We start from the raw sequence: 14979 nt of genomic DNA on the forward strand, positions 1-14979 counted from the left end.
CCGACCCGCTCCCCCGAGGATCGGACCGGCGAGGAAGCTCTGCGGAGGAGCGCCCGGCTCGACATTCCGGGTGGACGCAGGTTCGAATCCTGTCCTCGTCGTCGCCGCGGCGGCACGGTCTCCGTGCCGCCGCGCGCTCAGTCCTCGCCGCCCGTGCCGCCGCCCAATCCGGCCGCCAGCTCCGGATGGGCCGCGGCCAGCCGCTTCGGGGCCGCCTGGAGCCAGGAGTCGGTCAGGATCGCGCGCAGTTCCGCCGCGTCCTCCACCGCCTCCAGCCGGACCCGGAGCCAGGCGTAGTTGTCGTCGTGGCCCTCGCGTACGAAGAACTTCTCCGGCTCCGCCGCGATCAGCCCGGCCCGCTCCTCCTTGGGGCACTTGACCCCGATCGAGGTGTCGTCATCGGCCAGCGCGGCGAAGATCTTCCCGCCCACCCGGAAGGTGGGCATGCCCCAGGCCTGTTTCTCGCTGCTGTCCGGGAGCGACAGCGCGATCGTGCGGACGTCCTGCGCGGTGGTGGCCATGCAACGACCGTAGACCCAGCCACCGCCATCCGCCGGGCTACGCCGTCCACCGCCGGTCCTCCCGGGCGTGCAGGAGCTCCACCAGCTCCGCCGCCAGCGACTTCACCGTGGCGAGGCCCTCCGTGCCCCACCGGCGCGGCACCACGTCCACCGCGCACACCGTGCCCAGGACGAACCCGCGCCGGTCCGTCAGCGGCGCGCCCGCGTACGAGCGCACCCCGCTCTCGTCCACCACCGCGTTGCCCGCGAAGCGCGCGAAGTCCCGTACGTCCTCCAGCACCAGCGCCCGGCGCCGCACCACCACGTGCGGGCAGTAGCCGTGGTCGCGGGCCAGCACCCGCGCCGGGTACTCGCTCGCCGGCGCCCCGGCCGCGTGGTGCAGTCCGGCGAAGAACTGCCGTTCCTCGCCGATGAAGTTGACCCCCGCGTACGGCGCCGCGAGCACGTCCGCGACCCGCCGGGCGAAGGCGTCCAGTTCGGCGTCCACCCGTTCCCCCAGGCCCAGTTCCCGCAGCCGGAGGACGCGCGCCGGCGCCTCGCGGTCCACGGGTGTGAGCAGCAGGTGTCCGGTCGATTCGTAGTACGTCATGACGGTTCCCCCGACTCCGAAGACGAAGAGCTGGCTGTGGCCCCCGTGGCCGTGCACAGGAGATGGCGGACGAGGGCGGCGAGCGCCCCCGTCCCGGAGCTGGTCAGGCGCGCGTCGCACCGTACGACGGGCACCTCGGGCCCCAGCCCCACCGCTTCGCGGACCTCCTCGGGCCGGTAGCGGTGACCGCCGTCGAACTCGTTGACGGCGACGATGAAGCCGATGCCGCGCCGCTCGAAGAAGTCCACGGCGGGGAAGCAGTCGGCGAGGCGGCGGGTGTCGGCGAGCACCACCGCCCCGAGCGCTCCGGCGCACAGCTCCTCCCACAGGAACCAGAAGCGGTGCTGGCCGGGCGTGCCGAAGAGGTAGAGCACGTGCCGCTGGTCGAGCGTGATCCGGCCGAAGTCCAGCGCGACGGTCGTCGTGGTCTTGGCCTCGACCCCGTCCAGCGGGTCCGCGGTCTCGCCGATGCCGCTGAGCAGCTCCTCCGTGCTCAGCGGCTCGATCTCGCTCACGGCGCTCACGAAGGTGGTCTTGCCCGCCCCGAAACCGCCCGCGACCAGGATCTTCAGCGTCGCGGGCGCGGTCCCGGGGGCGGGCACGTCACAAGCGTTTGTGGAGGCCATCGAGCACCGCCCGGAGCAGGGACTGGTCATCGGCGGCGAAGGAACCGCCGCCCGGGAACCGCGGCGCCTGCGCCATGACGGCCCCGTAGTCCATCAGATCGGCCAGCAGCACCTTCACCACCACCGCGGGCAGCCGCAGTTGCCCGGCGACCTCGGCGACCGTGACCGCCGCGGCGCCCGCGCACAGCCGGAGGGCGAGCGTGTGCTCCGCCCCCAGCGGTACGCGCGGCCGCACTCCGGTCGCGGTCACCAGCGAGAGCAGGTCGAGCGCGACGCCCGGCCGGGTCCGCCCGCCGCTGGCGGTGTACGGGCGCATCACCCGGCCCGCCGAGTCGTCGAGCCAGGGGGTGTCCCGTCCCTTCGGGTACGCGCCCGCCGCGCGGCCCCTCATCGCTCCGCGTCGGCGACGGGCCGCCGCGGCGGGGCCGCCAGGTACGGCCGTACGCTCTTGACCAGCATGGCCATCTCGTAGCCGAGCACCCCGGCGTCGGCCTCGCGGTCGGCGAGGACGGCCAGACAGGTACCGGAGCCGGCGGCCGACACGAAGACGAGCGCGGTGTCGAGTTCGACGACGACCTGGCGGACCTCCGCGCCGTCCGCGAAGCGGGATCCGGCGCTGCGCCCCAGCGAGTACAGCCCGGACGCGAGGGCCGCCATGTGGTCGGCGCTGTCCGCGTCCAGGCCGTGCACGCAGGTCACGAGGCCGTCGGCGGTGAGCAGCACGGCGCTGCGCGTGTACGGAACGCGCTGCACCAGGCCGCTGAGCAGCCAGTCGAGATCCGAGAGCCGGCTGCCGGTCTTCGTCGCCACTTCGCCGCCCATGGGGGTGCGCTCCTTGCTGAGGTGAGGGGTCGGGGTCATGCCTGGTTGTCCGACTGCGCGAGGCCGAAGCCCCGTTGGAAGGCGGCCATCAGGCCGGGGTCGTGCACGGGCGGCTCGGGATCCGGGGCCCGCCGCGGAGCGGGCGCCTCCCGCAGCTGCGGTGCGAGGTGCGACTGCGCCCGCCGCCGGGGCAGGGCCGGCCGGTCCGCCGCCGCGGTCCCGGCCGCCTGCGCTCCCGCCGGGGGCGCGGTCACGGGGACGGGCTCGGTCCACGTCTCGGGCAGGGCCGGGTCGGCCGGTGCCCCGGCCGGGTCCGTGCCCGGTGCGCCGGGGTGCGCGGGCCCGGCCCACGTCTCGGGCGGGGCGGGCACGGGCAGGTCCCGGTCCCCGGACCGGGCGCCGGCGGGCGCCGGAGCCTCGGCCGCCCCCGCCCGGGGCGCCGGCACGGCCCCGGCCGGTTCGGTGCGCGGGCGGGCCACTCGTACGGGTTCCAGCGGGGGCGGGAGCGGCGCGGCCTGGCCCGTCCCCCAGGAGGTCGCGCGGGAGCCCCCCGCGTCGGCGGCGCCCGGCGCCTCCGCGCCCAGCAGCTCCTGCGGCAGTACCAGTACGGCGAGCACCCCGCCGTAGATGTTGGACTTGAGCTCGACGGCGATCCCGTGCCGGCGGGCCAGCGCCGAGACGACGAACAGCCCGATCCGCCCGTCCGCGAGCAGGTGCCGGACGCTGATCTGGTCGGGGTCGCCGAGCAGCGCGTTCATCCGGTGCTGTTCCTCCGCCGGCATGCCCAGCCCGCGGTCCTCCACCTCGACCGCGATCCCGGCGGTGACCCGCTCGGCGCGCAGCACGACGTCGGTGTCGGGGGCGGAGAACACGGTGGCGTTCTCGACGAGTTCGGCCAGCAGGTGCACCACGTCGGCGACGGCGTGCCCGCGTACGCTGCCGCCCGCCGGGGGCACGACCTTGACCCGGGTGTACTGCTCGACCTCCGCGACCGAGGAGCGCAGCACCTCGCTGAGGTCGATGGGCCGGGTCCACTGGCGCCGCGAGGCGGCCCCGCCCAGCACGGCGAGGTTCTCGGCGTGGCGGCGGATCCGGGTCGCGAGGTGGTCGACGTGGAAGAGCTCCTTGAGCAGGTCCGGGTCCTCGACCGTGTCCTCCAGCTCGTCCAGCAGCGAGATCTCGCGGTGGACGAGGGACTGCAGGCGGCGGGCGAGGTTGACGAAGACCTCGACCTTCCGCTCGCTGTCGGACGGGGTGGCCGGCCCGGCGAGCCGTACGAGGGTCGCGTGGGCCTGTTCGCGGGCGCCGCGCAGCTCCTGGGCGAGCAGCCAGAACTCGTCCACGCCCGCCGGATCGCCGCCGGCCGGGGTCCCGGTCGGGCCGCCGCGCACCGGCCGTCCGGGGGCCTCGCCGCGCTCCAGCCGGTCGGCGGCGCCGCGCAGCTCCTGGCGGCCGCGCACGCTGGAGCGGCGCAGCGACTCGCACCGGTCCCGTACGGCCTTGGCGGCGCGCTGCGCGCCGAGCAGGGCCGCGGCGAGGGCTCCGGCCACGAGCAGGGCGCAGCCGGTGAGCACCGGCCAGAGCCGGGCGTCCCGGTCTCCGGCTCCGCCGCCGAGCTGGAGGGTGAAGATGACCGCGGCGGCGCCGCTGAGCCCGGCGGCGAGCGTGGGCAGGACGGCGGCGCGGACCAGCTGGGGGCGTATCTGCCGGCCCGGACCGGTGACGGCGTGTCTCGACGGGGCGTGGCGGGCGGCGCGGAGTCCGGACATCGGCGTCCTCGGTACGTGGGGCCCGGCCCCCAGCGTTCCCGGGGCCCGGTGTTGATCACCGGATACCCACGCTAGACCGCACCGTCCCGCCCCGGACGGCCAGTTGGGGAAGTTCGCCGGGGTGCTTCCCGCTCCCGGTGGAGCGCTCGTACAGCCGCCCGAATCCCCCGGGTCGCCTTCCGGCGGGCACCGGCGGCGGCCGCGCGCCCCCGCCGTCCCGGGGCGCCGCCCCTGCCGCTGCCGTACGACCGCCCGCGCTCCGGCCGCACTCCGGCCGACCGGGCCCGACATGCGGCCGCGCAGAGAGAGCGGCCGGCCGCACTGCCCGCTCCGGCCCGCCTGGCCCAACCCGCGGCAGCGCCGACAGAGCGGCCCGGCCGTGCCGCATCCCGCGCGGGCTCCGGCGCCGCCCGGCCCGGCCCGCGGCTGCCCGGCCGGCAGCCGCCCGACCCCGACCCCGACCCCGCCTGCGGCGCGAGCTCGGCCGCCCGTCAGGACCCGACGGCCTCGGGCTCCTCGCGGATCACGCCCGTCACCCGGCCCGCCGTGACCGCGGCGACGGCGACCTCGGGTGCGGCGTGGCCGCCGGCCACGAAGGGCCGCCACCACGGCTTCGCGGGGGCGTCCGCCGCGCCCGGCTCGAAGGGCTGCCCCGGGATCGGCAGGGCGATCGCGGCTCCGGCCCCCTCCGCCGCGGCGAGGGTCCCCTCGCCGGGCTCGTCCCACGGGTGGGGGGCCAGGTTGAAGGTGCCCCAGTGGATCGGCAGCATCGTGCCGTGGGGGGCGCCGCCCTGGAGGTCGAGGTGGGCGCGCATGCCCTCCTCCGGCGTCATGTGGATGTCGGGCCAGTACTCGGAGTAGGCGCCGATCTGGATCATCGTCGCGTCGAAGGGCCCGTGCTCGGCGCCGATCTCCTTGAAGCCGGGGAAGTAGCCGGTGTCCCCGCTGTGGTAGATCCGGTGCTCGTCCCCCGCGACCACCCAGGAGGCCCACAGGGTGTGCTGCTGGTTGCGCAGTCCGCGTCCGCAGAAGTGCCGGGCCGGGGTCGCGGTGAGCGACAGCCCGGCGACCTTGGTGCTCTCGTTCCAGTCCAGCTCGCGCAGCCGGTCGGCGGGCACGCCCCAGCGCTCGAGGTGCGCGCCGACGCCGAGCGGCACGGCGAAGACCGTGTCCGTGCCGGCCAGCTCCTTGATCGTCGGCAGGTCGAGGTGGTCGTAGTGGTCGTGCGAGATCACCACGACGTCGACCGGGCCCAGCGAGGCCAGCGGTACGGGGACGGGGTGCAGCCGCTTGGGCCCGGCGAAGGGAAAGGGAGAGCACCGCTCTCCCCACACCGGGTCGAACAGCACGCGTCGCCCGTCGATCTCCGCGAGCACGCTGGAGTGTCCCATCCAGGTGATCCGCAGTCCGCTCGCGGGCGGCTTGGCCAGCTCCGCGAGGGTCGTCGGGTACACGGGGATGGGCGCGCCGGGGGTGCGCCGGATCCGCTGTTCCCGGTGGAAGTAGATCTTGGCGAACTCCGCCATCGACCCCGAGGGCCTGGTCCGGGCACCGAGCGGGTTCTGGAAGACGCCGTCGGCGAAGTTCGGCGAACGGTGGATCCGCTCAAGCCGTGCGCCGGACGGGTCGGCGCCGAAGGCCTCGGGCCGCAGGGCACGCAACCGCGGACGCAGGGGACGCGGGGGACGGGAGCCGGTCAAGGCGCCTCCTGGGGGGATGGGGTCGGGACGGTCGTCGGTCTACGACCATCCCAACGCACACATACACCGAAGGATTCCGCTTACGGCGCTCGTCCCCCGTCTGCTGCCCCTCCCCTACAGGGGCAGCAGGTCCGGGCGCTTCGCCTCGACGTGGTCCCCGGAGGACTCGCCGCGCAGCCGCCGCCCGATCCAGGGCACGAGGTGCTCGCGCGCCCACTGGATGTTGTCCCGGGTCACGTCCACCGAGCCGCGCGGCCGCTGCGGCGGCCAGGGCTGGTCCGGGTCGGCGGGCACCTCGAGCCCGAGCACCTGTGCGGCGCGCAGCGCCACCCGCGTGTGCCCCTCGGGCGACAGGTGCAGCCGGTCGGCGTCCCAGGCGCGCCGGTCCTGTACGGACTTCAGCGACCAGAGGTCGAGCACCGGGCAGTCGTAGCGGTCGGCGATGGCGCGCACGTGCGCGCTGTACGTCGCCACCTTGCCCCGGAGGTGCTTGAGGACCGGCACGCCCCGGGTGTCGAAGCCGGTGGTGATCATGACCAGGCCGACGGCCCCGGTGAGGTCGGCGACGGCGGCCTCGAACCGCTCCGCCACGTCGTCGGGGTCGGTGCCGGGCCGGATGATGTCGTTGCCGCCCGCGCAGAAGGTCACGAGGTCCGGCGCGAGCTCCTTGGCCCGCGGTACCTGCTCGGCCACGATCTGGTCGAGGAGCCGGCCGCGCACGGCCAGGTTCGCGTACCGGAAGTCGTGTTCGTCGCGCTGGTCGGCCAGGAGCACGGCGAGCCGGTCCGCCCAGCCGAGATGAGAATCCCCGGGTCCCGGGTCCCCCACGCCCTCGGTGAAGCTGTCCCCGATCGCCGCGTACGAGCCGATGGTCTTGAGTGTCGTCGTCGTCGCTGCCACGGGACGACATCCTTCACCCGCGCACACGACCTACGCCAACGTAAGCAGGGGTTGACGGACCGTGATCTATACCACGCGTGGGATAAGGAATAAGTACACATCAGGCCGGGACCCCCCTCGGGTCCCGGCCTGACGCGTGTCCGTGCTCCGGCGGCTGCTGCCGTCAGAGGGTGACGCCCTTCGAGCGGAGGTAGCTCACCGGGTTGACGTCCGAGCCGTAGGACGGGCCGGTGCGGATCTCGAAGTGGAGGTGCGGGCCGGTCGAGTTGCCGGTGGAGCCGGAGAGGCCGATGCGCTGCCCGGCCGTGACGCTCTGGCCGGCCGAGACGGAGAGCGAGGAGAGGTGGGCGTACTGGGAGTACTTGCCGTCCGCGTGCCTGATGACGACCTCGTTGCCGTACGATCCGGCCCAGCCGGCCGAGACCACGGTGCCCGCGCCGACGGCCTTGACGTCGGTGCCCGAGCTCGCGATGAAGTCGACGCCCGTGTGGTAGCCGGAGGACCACATGGCACCCGAGGCCCGGTACTGGGTGGATATCCCACCGCCGACCGGGGCCACGAATCCGGCGGCGCCGGGGGTCTTCGCATCGGTGGAGGAGCCGCCGCCCTGGGGCTTCTGCTTGGGCTGCGGGGCGGGGGCGGGGGCGGCCTGCCCGTCGGAGGAGCCCTCGTCGGCGGACGGGGCGCCGGTCGAGGACCGCTCGGCGGGAGCGGGAGCCGGAGCCGGAGCCGTTTCGGCCGGGGCCGCCGACTTCGCGCCGAGGGTCAGCTTCAGGCCCGGGTGGATCAGGGACGGGTCGGAGCCGACGGCCTCGCGGTTGTCGGCGTACAGCTTCTCCCAGCCGCCGGAGAGGTGGCGCTCCGCGGCGATCTTGGAGAGGTAGTCGCCGGGCACGACCGTGTAGACGGTCGGTGCGGCCTCGGCGGCGGCGGGCGCGGCCTGGAGTGCGACCGGGAGCTGCGGGGCGACGGCGGGGGCCGTGGCCGGGGCCGTGGCCGGAGCGGCGGCCGGAACCGTGGCCGCGTTGGCGCCGGCGGCACCCATGAGGGGCAGCGCGAGAGCGGCACCACCCGTGCCGGCGACGGCGAGACCGCGGGAAAGGGAACGGGACTTGGGACGGCGGTGCTTACCCTTTGCAGGCATGGCGAATTCCTCTCCGTCGCCTGCGAGGTGAGCTGTCGGGTTCGGACTGGAGATGTCCGGACGTACATGAACGTGAACGGAACATGTACGACTTCACCCCAAGCCGTTCCGGAGAAAGATCCGGGACGGCGGCTTACCTGGTTCCCCCGCTCCTGCCGCGCGCGTGAATAGTCGGGTGCGGTTTCCGGGAGGCGGCAGGATTAGGCGGTCCACCCGGATCGATCGCGAAGGTAATCGAGTCCGGCCGCGCGGAACAAGCCATGAATTCCCCGAAGGAATCACCGGGGTGAGGGATCGACGGAATTCCGGTCACCCTCCGTCTATTCCGCACCGTCAACAACCGTCCCGGCCGGGCCATTCGGCTTTAGCGATCAGGCACTCACGGTCACCGTATGATCTGGCTCACGGGGCCGTGCCCGATCTCGCCGCCGGGTATGGCAAGTTGGAGCCAACCAGCTCAATACGGACAAGATGTCCCATGACGAAGCGGAGGAGTTCCTTTGACCCAGCAGATACAGGAGCCGGAACTGTCCGGAGTGCGCAATTTCCGCGATGTGGGTGGATTGTCAACTTCTGACGGACGACGGGTCGGGCCGGGACGACTGTTCCGAAGCGGACATCTCGCACATGCCACCGAAACCGATGCGGAGTTCCTCGCCTCGCTCGGGCTCCACACCATCTTCGACTTCCGCAACGACGCCGACCACGCCCTGGAGGGGCCGGACGTCGTCCTCCCCGGGGTGCGGAACGTCAACATCCCGCTCTCGGACCCGGCCGACGGACGCGAGTTCTGGGCCATGGTCCGCGAGGGCGCGCTCGACCAGCTCCGCTCGGTCCTGGGCGACGGCAAGGCCGCGGCCCGGATGGCGCAGTCGTACCGCACGATCATCCGGCACCGCACGGCCGAGCACAGCCGGGTGGTGCGCGCCCTCGCCGAGGACAGCGTCCCCGCCCTGCTGCACTGCGCGGCCGGCAAGGACCGGGCGGGCCTGTCGGTCGCCGTCGTCCTGCTCGCGCTCGGCGTCGAGCGGGAGGCGATCGTCGCGGACTACCTGGAGTCGAACGCCCCGCACCGCCGCTACCGGGTGCGCCGCAGCAGCGAATCGCAGGAGGCCCGCTCCCCCGAGGTGATGGAGCTCCTCGCCCCGCTCTTCGACGCCCGGGCCGAGTACCTGACGGCGGCCTTCGACACCATCGACGAGCAGTGGGGCGGACGCGAGGGCTACCTCGCGGAGGGTCTCGGGCTCACGCCCGAGACCCTCGCCCGGCTCCGGGACCGGCTGCTGGTCTGACGCCCCGCCCGCCCCACCGCCTGCCGGAGCAGGCCGTCACCGGTTGCCGACGGCCTGCTTCACCAGGGTCCTGCCGAATTCCCACATCAGCCCCGACCCGCCGTGCGCCTCGTCCATGACCTCGCGGAAGGCGCCGACGAACCGGTCGACGTCCCGCTCGTCCACGATCAGCGGCGGGATCAGCTTGATCACCTCCAGGTGGTCCCCGGACACCTGGGTGAGGATCCGGTGCTTCTGCAGCAGCGGCACCACGACCATCTGCGCGAAGAGGCCCTTGCGGGCGGCCTGGAGCATGGCCCACCGGCTGCGCAGCCCCAGCGAGGACGGCCGGCCGAACTCGATGCCGATCATCAGCCCGCGCCCCCGCACCTCGTGCAGCAGCTCGTACTCGTCCACCAGGGCCGCGAGCCGGCCGCGCAGCAGGTCGCCCGTGGCCCGGGCGTGCGCGACGATCTCCTCGTCCTCCATGACCGACAGCACCGCCAGTCCGGCCGCCATCGCCTGGGCGTTGGAGCCGAAGCTGGCGGAGTGCACGAGCACCCGGTCCATGGACGAGTAGACCTTCTTGAAGATCCAGTCCTTCCCCAGGGTCGCGCCGACCGGCACGTAGCCGCCCGAGAGTGCCTTGGCCACGCACACCAGGTCGGGCTCCACGCCCGGCTCGTGCTGGTACGCGTAGAAGTCACCGGTCCGTCCGAGGCCGGTCTGCACCTCGTCCGCGATCAGCAGCGCCTTGTGGCGGTGCAGCAGTTCCTGCGCGGCGGGCAGGAACCCGGGCGGGGCGGCGAGAACGCCCTTGCCCTGGATCGGCTCGACGACGAGGGCCGCCACGTCGCCCTTGCGCAGTTCCCGCTCCAGGGCGCCCAGATCCCCGAGGGCGATCTTCGTATCGGGCAGCAGGGGTGCGAAGCCGTCCCGGAAGCCGCCCTCGCCGTTCACCGAGAGCGAGCCCGTGGTGAGCCCGTGGAAGGCGTGGTCGCAGTAGAGGACCCTGGGCCGGCCGGTGGCGTACCGGGCGAACTTCAGGGCCGTCTCCACCGCCTCGGTGCCGCTGTTGCCGAAGAAGACCCGGTCCAGGTGGGGGCTGTACGAGAGCAGCTTCTCGGCCAGCAGCCCGGGCAGCGGCTGGCAGTCGAAGCGGGTGAGGTCGGCGAGCCCGGCGTCCAGGACGTCGTGCAGGGCCCGGCGGACCACCGGGTGGTGCCGGCCCAGGCCCATCACCCCGAACCCGGCCAGCATGTCGAGGTAGTCGTTGCCCTCGGCGTCCCAGAAGTGGGCGCCCTCGGCCCGCTCGTAGACCTTGTCGAAACCGATGGTGTGCAGCATCCGCGGCAGTTGGTGGTTGAGGTGCCGGGCGTGCAGCTCGTACCGCTCGCCGCCGCGCTCGGCCAGCAGGGCGCCGAGGTCGAAGCCCTTGGCCCGGCCGCCCGCCGCCTCCCCTCCCGGTGGCGGCGTCATGCCGACGCGTCCCGGTTTCCGCCGATCGTCTCCCGCGCCGCGCGCAGGGACTCCTTGAGGGAGCCCATGGTGGCGAGGACGGCGGTGGGCTCGTACCCGCAGTGCGCCATGCAGTTCGCGCAGCGCGGGTCCTTTCCGCGGCCGTACTTGCTCCAGTCGGTGTCGTTGATCAGCTCCCGGTACGTCGGCACGTATCCGTCGCTCATCAGGTAGCAGGGGCGCTGCCAGCCGAAGAGGGAGTAATTCGGAATGGCCCAGGCCGTGCAGGGGAAATCGGCCTTTCCTTCCAGGAAGTCCAGGAAGAGCGGCGAGTGGTTGAGCCGCCACCGCCTGCGGTTGCCGCCCGCGAAGGCCTTCCTGAAGAGTTCGCGGGTCTGTTCGACGCCCAGGAAGTGCTCCTGGTCGGGAGCCTTTTCGTAGGCGTAGGCGGGCGAGATCATCATCTCGTCGACCTGGAGGTCGTCATTGAGGTAGTTGAGCACCTCGATGATCGTCTGCGGGGTGTCCGTGTTGAAGAAGGTGGAGTTGGTGGTGACCCGGAAACCGCGCCTCTTCGCCTCCTTGATGGCCGCGACCGCCTCGTCGAAGACGCCTTCCTTGGCCACCGACTCGTCGTGCCGTTCGCGCAGCCCGTCGATGTGCACGGCGAAGGCGAAATACGGGGACGGGGTGAACTTCTCGATCTTCTTGCGCAGGAGCATCGCGTTGGTGCAGAGGAATACGTACTTCCGCTTCGCTACCAACTGGCGGACGATCTCGTGGATCTGCGGGTGCATCAAGGGCTCGCCGCCCGCGATGGACACCATGGGCGCACCCGACTCCAGCACGGCGCCGACCGCCTGGGCGACCGGCATGCGCTGCTTCAGCACCCCGGCCGGGTGCTGGATCTTCCCGCACCCCTCACAGGCCAGGTTGCACGCGTAGAGCGGTTCCAGCTCGACGATCAGCGGGAACTTCTCACGCTTGCGGAGCTTCTGTTCGAGCAGATACGTCCCGACCCTGATGGTCTGGCGCAGCGGCATGGCCATCTGGCTCACCTCCTGGGGAGCAGCAAAGAACGGTGCCAGTCATAAAACGCGGGCAGTACGGCACGCAGTACGCGGAAGGCCGATATTCCACCGCGGACCGTGCCGATGCGGACGAGCTCATGCTCCGGAGCGTCCACGATCACCCGGACGGCCGCAACCGGGCGTCCTCCCTCCGACGGGGGGCGGCCGCCCCGGGTGGCAGCCCACAGGGTGGCCGCGGACTCCATGTCGACCGCGATGGCGCCGGTGGCGCGCAGCTGCGCGCGCTCCTGGCCGCGGACGACGTGGTCGGATCCGGTCAGTGCGCCGGTGTGCACGGTCCGGCCGGGGGCGGCCCGGGCCAGTGCCTCGGCGAGCAGGGTGGTCCCGGTACAGGCGACCGCCCCCTGCGGGTCCCGGGTCTCGTCGGCGACGACCAGGTCGCCGGGGTGCATGCCGGGCACCAGCCCGGCGCAGAACCCGGTCGCGAGGACGGCGGCCCGCTCCAGCCCGGGCCGCTCCAGCGCCCGGCCGACGGACCGCCCGGCCGCGCGCGGGCCCATGCCGGTGCGCAGCAGGGTGTGGTCGCCGCGGCCCGCGCTGCGCAGCGCCGCCTGCTCGATGCGCAGGGCGCAGGCCACCAGCAGCGGGCCGGGGTCCGCGGCTCCGTCTCCCCGGGCCGCGGACATCAGGATCCCCCGGCGGCCGCGAACGGTTCCCCGTGCAGGTAGCGGCCGAGCGCGGTGAGCGGGAACACCTGCCGGTACAGGTGGTAGTTGATGGAGAAGTCCCAGGGGAAGCCGGTGCCCGTGAAGTGCGGCTCGTCCCAGGAGCCGTCCTCCCGCTGGGCCGCCACCAGGTGGGCGACGCCCCGCTCGACCGCCTTGCCGTCCCGTTCGCCCGCCGACAGCAGCGCCATCAGCGCCCACGCCGTCTGCGAGGGGGTGGAGGCACCCTTGCCGGCCCACGACCGGTCCTTGTAGGACCGCTGGTCCTCGCCCCACCCGCCGTCCTCGTTCTGTACGGACTCCAGCCAGCGCACGGCCCGCCGGATCGCAGGATGCCCCGGGGCGATGCCGGCCGCGGTGAGGGCCGGGACCACCGACCCGGTGCCGTAGACGTAGTTGGTGCCCCAGCGGCCGAACCAGCCCCCGTCCGGCTCCTGTTCGGCGAGCAGCCAGGCGACGCCGCGCCGGGTCCGCGCGTCCCCGGCCTTGCCCTCGAAGGCGAGCATCTCCACCACGTGGGCGGTGACGTCGGCCGAGGGCGGGTCGATGACCTCGCCGAAGTCGCAGAAGGGCAGCCGGTTCGGGAAGGGGCTGGTGTTGTCGGCGTCGAAGGCGCCCCACGCGCCGTTCTTCGACTGCATGCCCAGGTTCCAGGACACCCCGCGGGCGATGGCCGCCTCGACCCGGGCCGGGTCGGGGTGCTTGACGCGGCGCAGCGCGAGGACGACCTCGGCGGTGTCGTCGATGTCGGGGTAGGTGTCGTTGTGGAACTCGAAGGCCCAGCCGCCGGGGGCGAGCCCGGGCCGTCGCACCGCCCAGTCCCCGGTGCGCGCGATCTCCTCGCCGAGCATCCAGTCGGCGGCCTTGACCAGGGCCGGGTGGTCGGGGCGCAGACCGGCGTCGGCCAGCGCGATCGCGGCGAGGCAGGTGTCCCAGACCGGGGACTGGCAGGCCTCGATCATCCGGGCCCCGTCCTCGCGCCACACCGCGAACCGGTCGAGGGATTCCAGTCCGGCGCGCATGACCGGGTGGCCGAGGTCGTAGCCGAGCAGGTGCAGGGCGATGACCGAGTACACGGCGGGCGGCTGGATGCCGCCCCAGCAGCCGTCGTTCTCCTGGCGTTCGACGATCCAGCGGGCGGCGGCGGACATGGCCGCCTTGCGCAGCCGGCGCGGGGCGAACCGCCGGTAGACGTGCAGGGCCCGGTCCATCCGCTGGAAGGCGCCGTCCCAGCTGGCCAGCGGGGCGAGCCGCCTGGCGGGGTTCGGCACCCGGGCGTCGGTGTGCAGCTCGTCGAGGGCGAAGGGGGCCGGGCGGACGGGGCGCAGCGCGGAGACGATCGTGAGCGGGACGATGGTCTGGCGGGCCCAGCAGCCGAAGTCGTAGATGTTCAGCGGCACCCAGGGCGGCAGGAACACCAGCTCGGGCGGGAGTTCGGGCAGGTGGTCCCAGCTCCACCAGCCGAACAGGGCCAGCCAGATGCGGGTGAAGACGCGGGCCGAGGCGATCCCGCCGTGGGCCCGGATCCAGGCCGACGCGCGGGCCATGTGCGGGGCGTCCGGGGCGTCGCCGGCCAGGCGCAGGGCCACGTAGGCCTCGATGGTGGCGGAGAGTTCGGGCGGTCCGCCGTGGAAGGTGGCCCAGGTTCCGTCGTCCCGCTGCTCGCCGCGGATGAACAGGGCGGCGGCCCGGGTGGTGGCCTCGTCGCGGATCCCGAGGAACTGCCTCAGCAGCAGGTCCTCGGCGTCCATGGTCACGTTGGTCTCGAGGTCGCCCTTCCACCATCCCGCGGCGTCCTGCCGCGCCAGCAGGTGCCGGGTCGCCCGCGCGGCGGCCTCGTACGCCTCCTGCCGCCGTGTGCCGTCGGGCGGTGCCGGCAGGTCCGCCGTGGTGGGACCGCCCCCGCCCCGACCTGTGCCCGCCGCGGCCGCCCCGGACCCGGCAGCGGATCCGGCCGGGCCCGTGCGGTCCGCGGATCCCGCCCCGACGGTCGGCCCCGGCTCGGCCGCCGGGCGGGCCGGACGGGCCCCGCCGGCGCCGGGGGTGCGGCCCGGCGGGCCGTACTCGGCCCGTGGGCCGGCTGCCGGGCGGGCGGCCGGCCCGGCGCCCGCCGCACCGGGGGCGGCGGCCAGTCCGTACCCGCCCGCCGGGCCGTCCGGTCCGGGGCCGTCCGGGGGGCCCGGGTCGGTGCCCGGGCCGGCGGCGGCGCCCGCGCGCGGGCCGGGCGCGGCCCCGGGGGCGGTTTCGCTGCCAGCGCCAGCGCCCTCGGCGCTGCCGTCGGTCGTCGCTGTCATGGCTTCCCCTTCGTGCAGTCTGTCCTCTGCTGTGCTGGGGTCTGCCGTCGGCCGGCGCGCCCCCCCCCCCACGCGGGGGGGGGGGGGCCCGCCCGCGCCAAGCCGCGGCAATAACCGTAACGCGGGCGG

14 protein-coding genes, 1 tRNA gene and 1 riboswitch are annotated in these 14979 nt (G+C 74.0%); of the genes, 2 read left to right on the forward strand and 13 right to left on the reverse strand.

Translation table 11 applies throughout. The features are described from left to right. The first annotated feature begins 27 nt into the window (after window positions 1-27). Window positions 28-101: transfer RNA gene (locus ACFWP3_RS28280), tRNA-Ser, on the forward strand. A gap of 36 nt (window positions 102-137) precedes the next feature. Here ACFWP3_RS28280 and ACFWP3_RS28285 read toward each other — a convergent pair. The 9 genes from ACFWP3_RS28285 to ACFWP3_RS28325 form a co-directional block, all read right to left on the reverse strand. Further along, window positions 138-521: an MmcQ/YjbR family DNA-binding protein gene (locus tag ACFWP3_RS28285; RefSeq protein ID WP_384226429.1), complete on the reverse strand. Its 384-nt coding sequence runs from the start codon at window positions 519-521 to the stop codon at window positions 138-140. A gap of 37 nt (window positions 522-558) precedes the next feature. After that, on the reverse strand, window positions 559-1110 hold the full coding sequence (locus ACFWP3_RS28290) for a GAF domain-containing protein (protein ID WP_384226431.1): 552 nt from the start codon (window positions 1108-1110) through the stop codon (window positions 559-561). Next, entirely contained in the window at window positions 1107-1736 is a 630-nt protein-coding gene (locus tag ACFWP3_RS28295; protein ID WP_384226434.1) for an ATP/GTP-binding protein, read from the reverse strand. The genes ACFWP3_RS28290 and ACFWP3_RS28295 overlap by 4 nt, the downstream gene beginning before the upstream one ends. Then, window positions 1714-2127, reverse strand: a complete 414-nt coding sequence (locus ACFWP3_RS28300; RefSeq protein ID WP_384226436.1) for a DUF742 domain-containing protein — start codon at window positions 2125-2127, stop codon at window positions 1714-1716. The genes ACFWP3_RS28295 and ACFWP3_RS28300 overlap by 23 nt, the downstream gene beginning before the upstream one ends. Beyond that, window positions 2124-2558 (reverse strand): roadblock/LC7 domain-containing protein, encoded by a 435-nt coding sequence (locus ACFWP3_RS28305; protein ID WP_384226463.1) that lies wholly within the window; start codon window positions 2556-2558, stop codon window positions 2124-2126. Before ACFWP3_RS28305 ends, ACFWP3_RS28300 begins: the two co-directional genes overlap by 4 nt. A gap of 35 nt (window positions 2559-2593) precedes the next feature. Then, window positions 2594-4327 carry an ATP-binding protein gene (locus ACFWP3_RS28310; protein ID WP_384226438.1) on the reverse strand — a complete coding sequence of 578 codons (1734 nt, stop codon included), beginning with the start codon at window positions 4325-4327 and terminating at the stop codon, window positions 2594-2596. A 491-nt stretch (window positions 4328-4818) separates the two neighbouring features. After that, window positions 4819-6027 carry an MBL fold metallo-hydrolase gene (locus ACFWP3_RS28315; RefSeq protein WP_384226441.1) on the reverse strand — a complete coding sequence of 403 codons (1209 nt, stop codon included), beginning with the start codon at window positions 6025-6027 and terminating at the stop codon, window positions 4819-4821. 114 nt (window positions 6028-6141) lie between these two features. Then, window positions 6142-6927: an SGNH/GDSL hydrolase family protein gene (locus tag ACFWP3_RS28320; RefSeq protein WP_384226443.1), complete on the reverse strand. Its 786-nt coding sequence runs from the start codon at window positions 6925-6927 to the stop codon at window positions 6142-6144. 163 nt (window positions 6928-7090) lie between these two features. Beyond that, window positions 7091-8071, reverse strand: coding sequence for a peptidoglycan DD-metalloendopeptidase family protein (locus tag ACFWP3_RS28325; protein WP_384226445.1), 981 nt, complete (start codon window positions 8069-8071; stop codon window positions 7091-7093). Between the two features lie 4 nt (window positions 8072-8075). Then, window positions 8076-8278: riboswitch (cyclic di-AMP (ydaO/yuaA leader) on the reverse strand. A gap of 293 nt (window positions 8279-8571) precedes the next feature. Here ACFWP3_RS28325 and ACFWP3_RS28330 point away from each other — a divergent pair. Then, window positions 8572-9363: a tyrosine-protein phosphatase gene (locus ACFWP3_RS28330; RefSeq protein WP_384226447.1), complete on the forward strand. Its 792-nt coding sequence runs from the start codon at window positions 8572-8574 to the stop codon at window positions 9361-9363. Between the two features lie 36 nt (window positions 9364-9399). On the opposite strand, the gene ACFWP3_RS28335 is transcribed toward ACFWP3_RS28330, so the two are convergent. Genes ACFWP3_RS28335 through shc form a run of 4 tightly spaced genes read right to left on the reverse strand, consistent with a single transcriptional unit; the run spans window position 9400 to window position 14850 of the window. Then, window positions 9400-10821: an aspartate aminotransferase family protein gene (locus ACFWP3_RS28335; protein WP_384226450.1), complete on the reverse strand. Its 1422-nt coding sequence runs from the start codon at window positions 10819-10821 to the stop codon at window positions 9400-9402. Further along, on the reverse strand, window positions 10818-11849 hold the full coding sequence (gene hpnH, locus ACFWP3_RS28340) for an adenosyl-hopene transferase HpnH (protein WP_384226452.1): 1032 nt from the start codon (window positions 11847-11849) through the stop codon (window positions 10818-10820). The genes ACFWP3_RS28335 and hpnH overlap by 4 nt, the downstream gene beginning before the upstream one ends. A 5-nt stretch (window positions 11850-11854) precedes the next feature. Beyond that, on the reverse strand, window positions 11855-12517 hold the full coding sequence (locus ACFWP3_RS28345; protein ID WP_384226454.1) for a 1-hydroxy-2-methyl-2-butenyl 4-diphosphate reductase: 663 nt from the start codon (window positions 12515-12517) through the stop codon (window positions 11855-11857). After that, the gene (shc, locus tag ACFWP3_RS28350; protein WP_384226456.1) at window positions 12517-14850 is read right to left on the reverse strand and encodes a squalene--hopene cyclase; all 2334 of its coding nucleotides are present in this window, start codon (window positions 14848-14850) and stop codon (window positions 12517-12519) included. Before shc ends, ACFWP3_RS28345 begins: the two co-directional genes overlap by 1 nt. Window positions 14851-14979: the final 129 nt, after the last annotated feature.

The sequence above is a fragment of the Streptomyces sp. NPDC058525 genome (assembly GCF_042719495.1).
Lineage (GTDB): Bacteria > Actinomycetota > Actinomycetes > Streptomycetales > Streptomycetaceae > Streptomyces.

Excerpts from the sequence above, each read along its gene's own strand:
- ACFWP3_RS28335 (WP_384226450.1), bottom strand. The coding sequence starts at position 10,821 with ATGACGCCGCCACCGGGAGGGGAGGCGGCGGGCGGCCGGGCCAAGGGC.
- ACFWP3_RS28305 (WP_384226463.1), bottom strand. The coding sequence starts at position 2,558 with ATGGGCGGCGAAGTGGCGACGAAGACCGGCAGCCGGCTCTCGGATCTC.
- ACFWP3_RS28285 (WP_384226429.1), bottom strand. The coding sequence starts at position 521 with ATGGCCACCACCGCGCAGGACGTCCGCACGATCGCGCTGTCGCTCCCG.
- ACFWP3_RS28300 (WP_384226436.1), bottom strand. The coding sequence starts at position 2,127 with ATGAGGGGCCGCGCGGCGGGCGCGTACCCGAAGGGACGGGACACCCCC.
- ACFWP3_RS28325 (WP_384226445.1), bottom strand. The coding sequence starts at position 8,071 with ATGCCTGCAAAGGGTAAGCACCGCCGTCCCAAGTCCCGTTCCCTTTCC.
- hpnH (WP_384226452.1), bottom strand. The coding sequence starts at position 11,849 with ATGGCCATGCCGCTGCGCCAGACCATCAGGGTCGGGACGTATCTGCTC.
- ACFWP3_RS28290 (WP_384226431.1), bottom strand. The coding sequence starts at position 1,110 with ATGACGTACTACGAATCGACCGGACACCTGCTGCTCACACCCGTGGAC.
- ACFWP3_RS28310 (WP_384226438.1), bottom strand. The coding sequence starts at position 4,327 with ATGTCCGGACTCCGCGCCGCCCGCCACGCCCCGTCGAGACACGCCGTC.
- shc (WP_384226456.1), bottom strand. The coding sequence starts at position 14,850 with ATGACAGCGACGACCGACGGCAGCGCCGAGGGCGCTGGCGCTGGCAGC.
- ACFWP3_RS28345 (WP_384226454.1), bottom strand. The coding sequence starts at position 12,517 with ATGTCCGCGGCCCGGGGAGACGGAGCCGCGGACCCCGGCCCGCTGCTG.
- ACFWP3_RS28295 (WP_384226434.1), bottom strand. The coding sequence starts at position 1,736 with ATGGCCTCCACAAACGCTTGTGACGTGCCCGCCCCCGGGACCGCGCCC.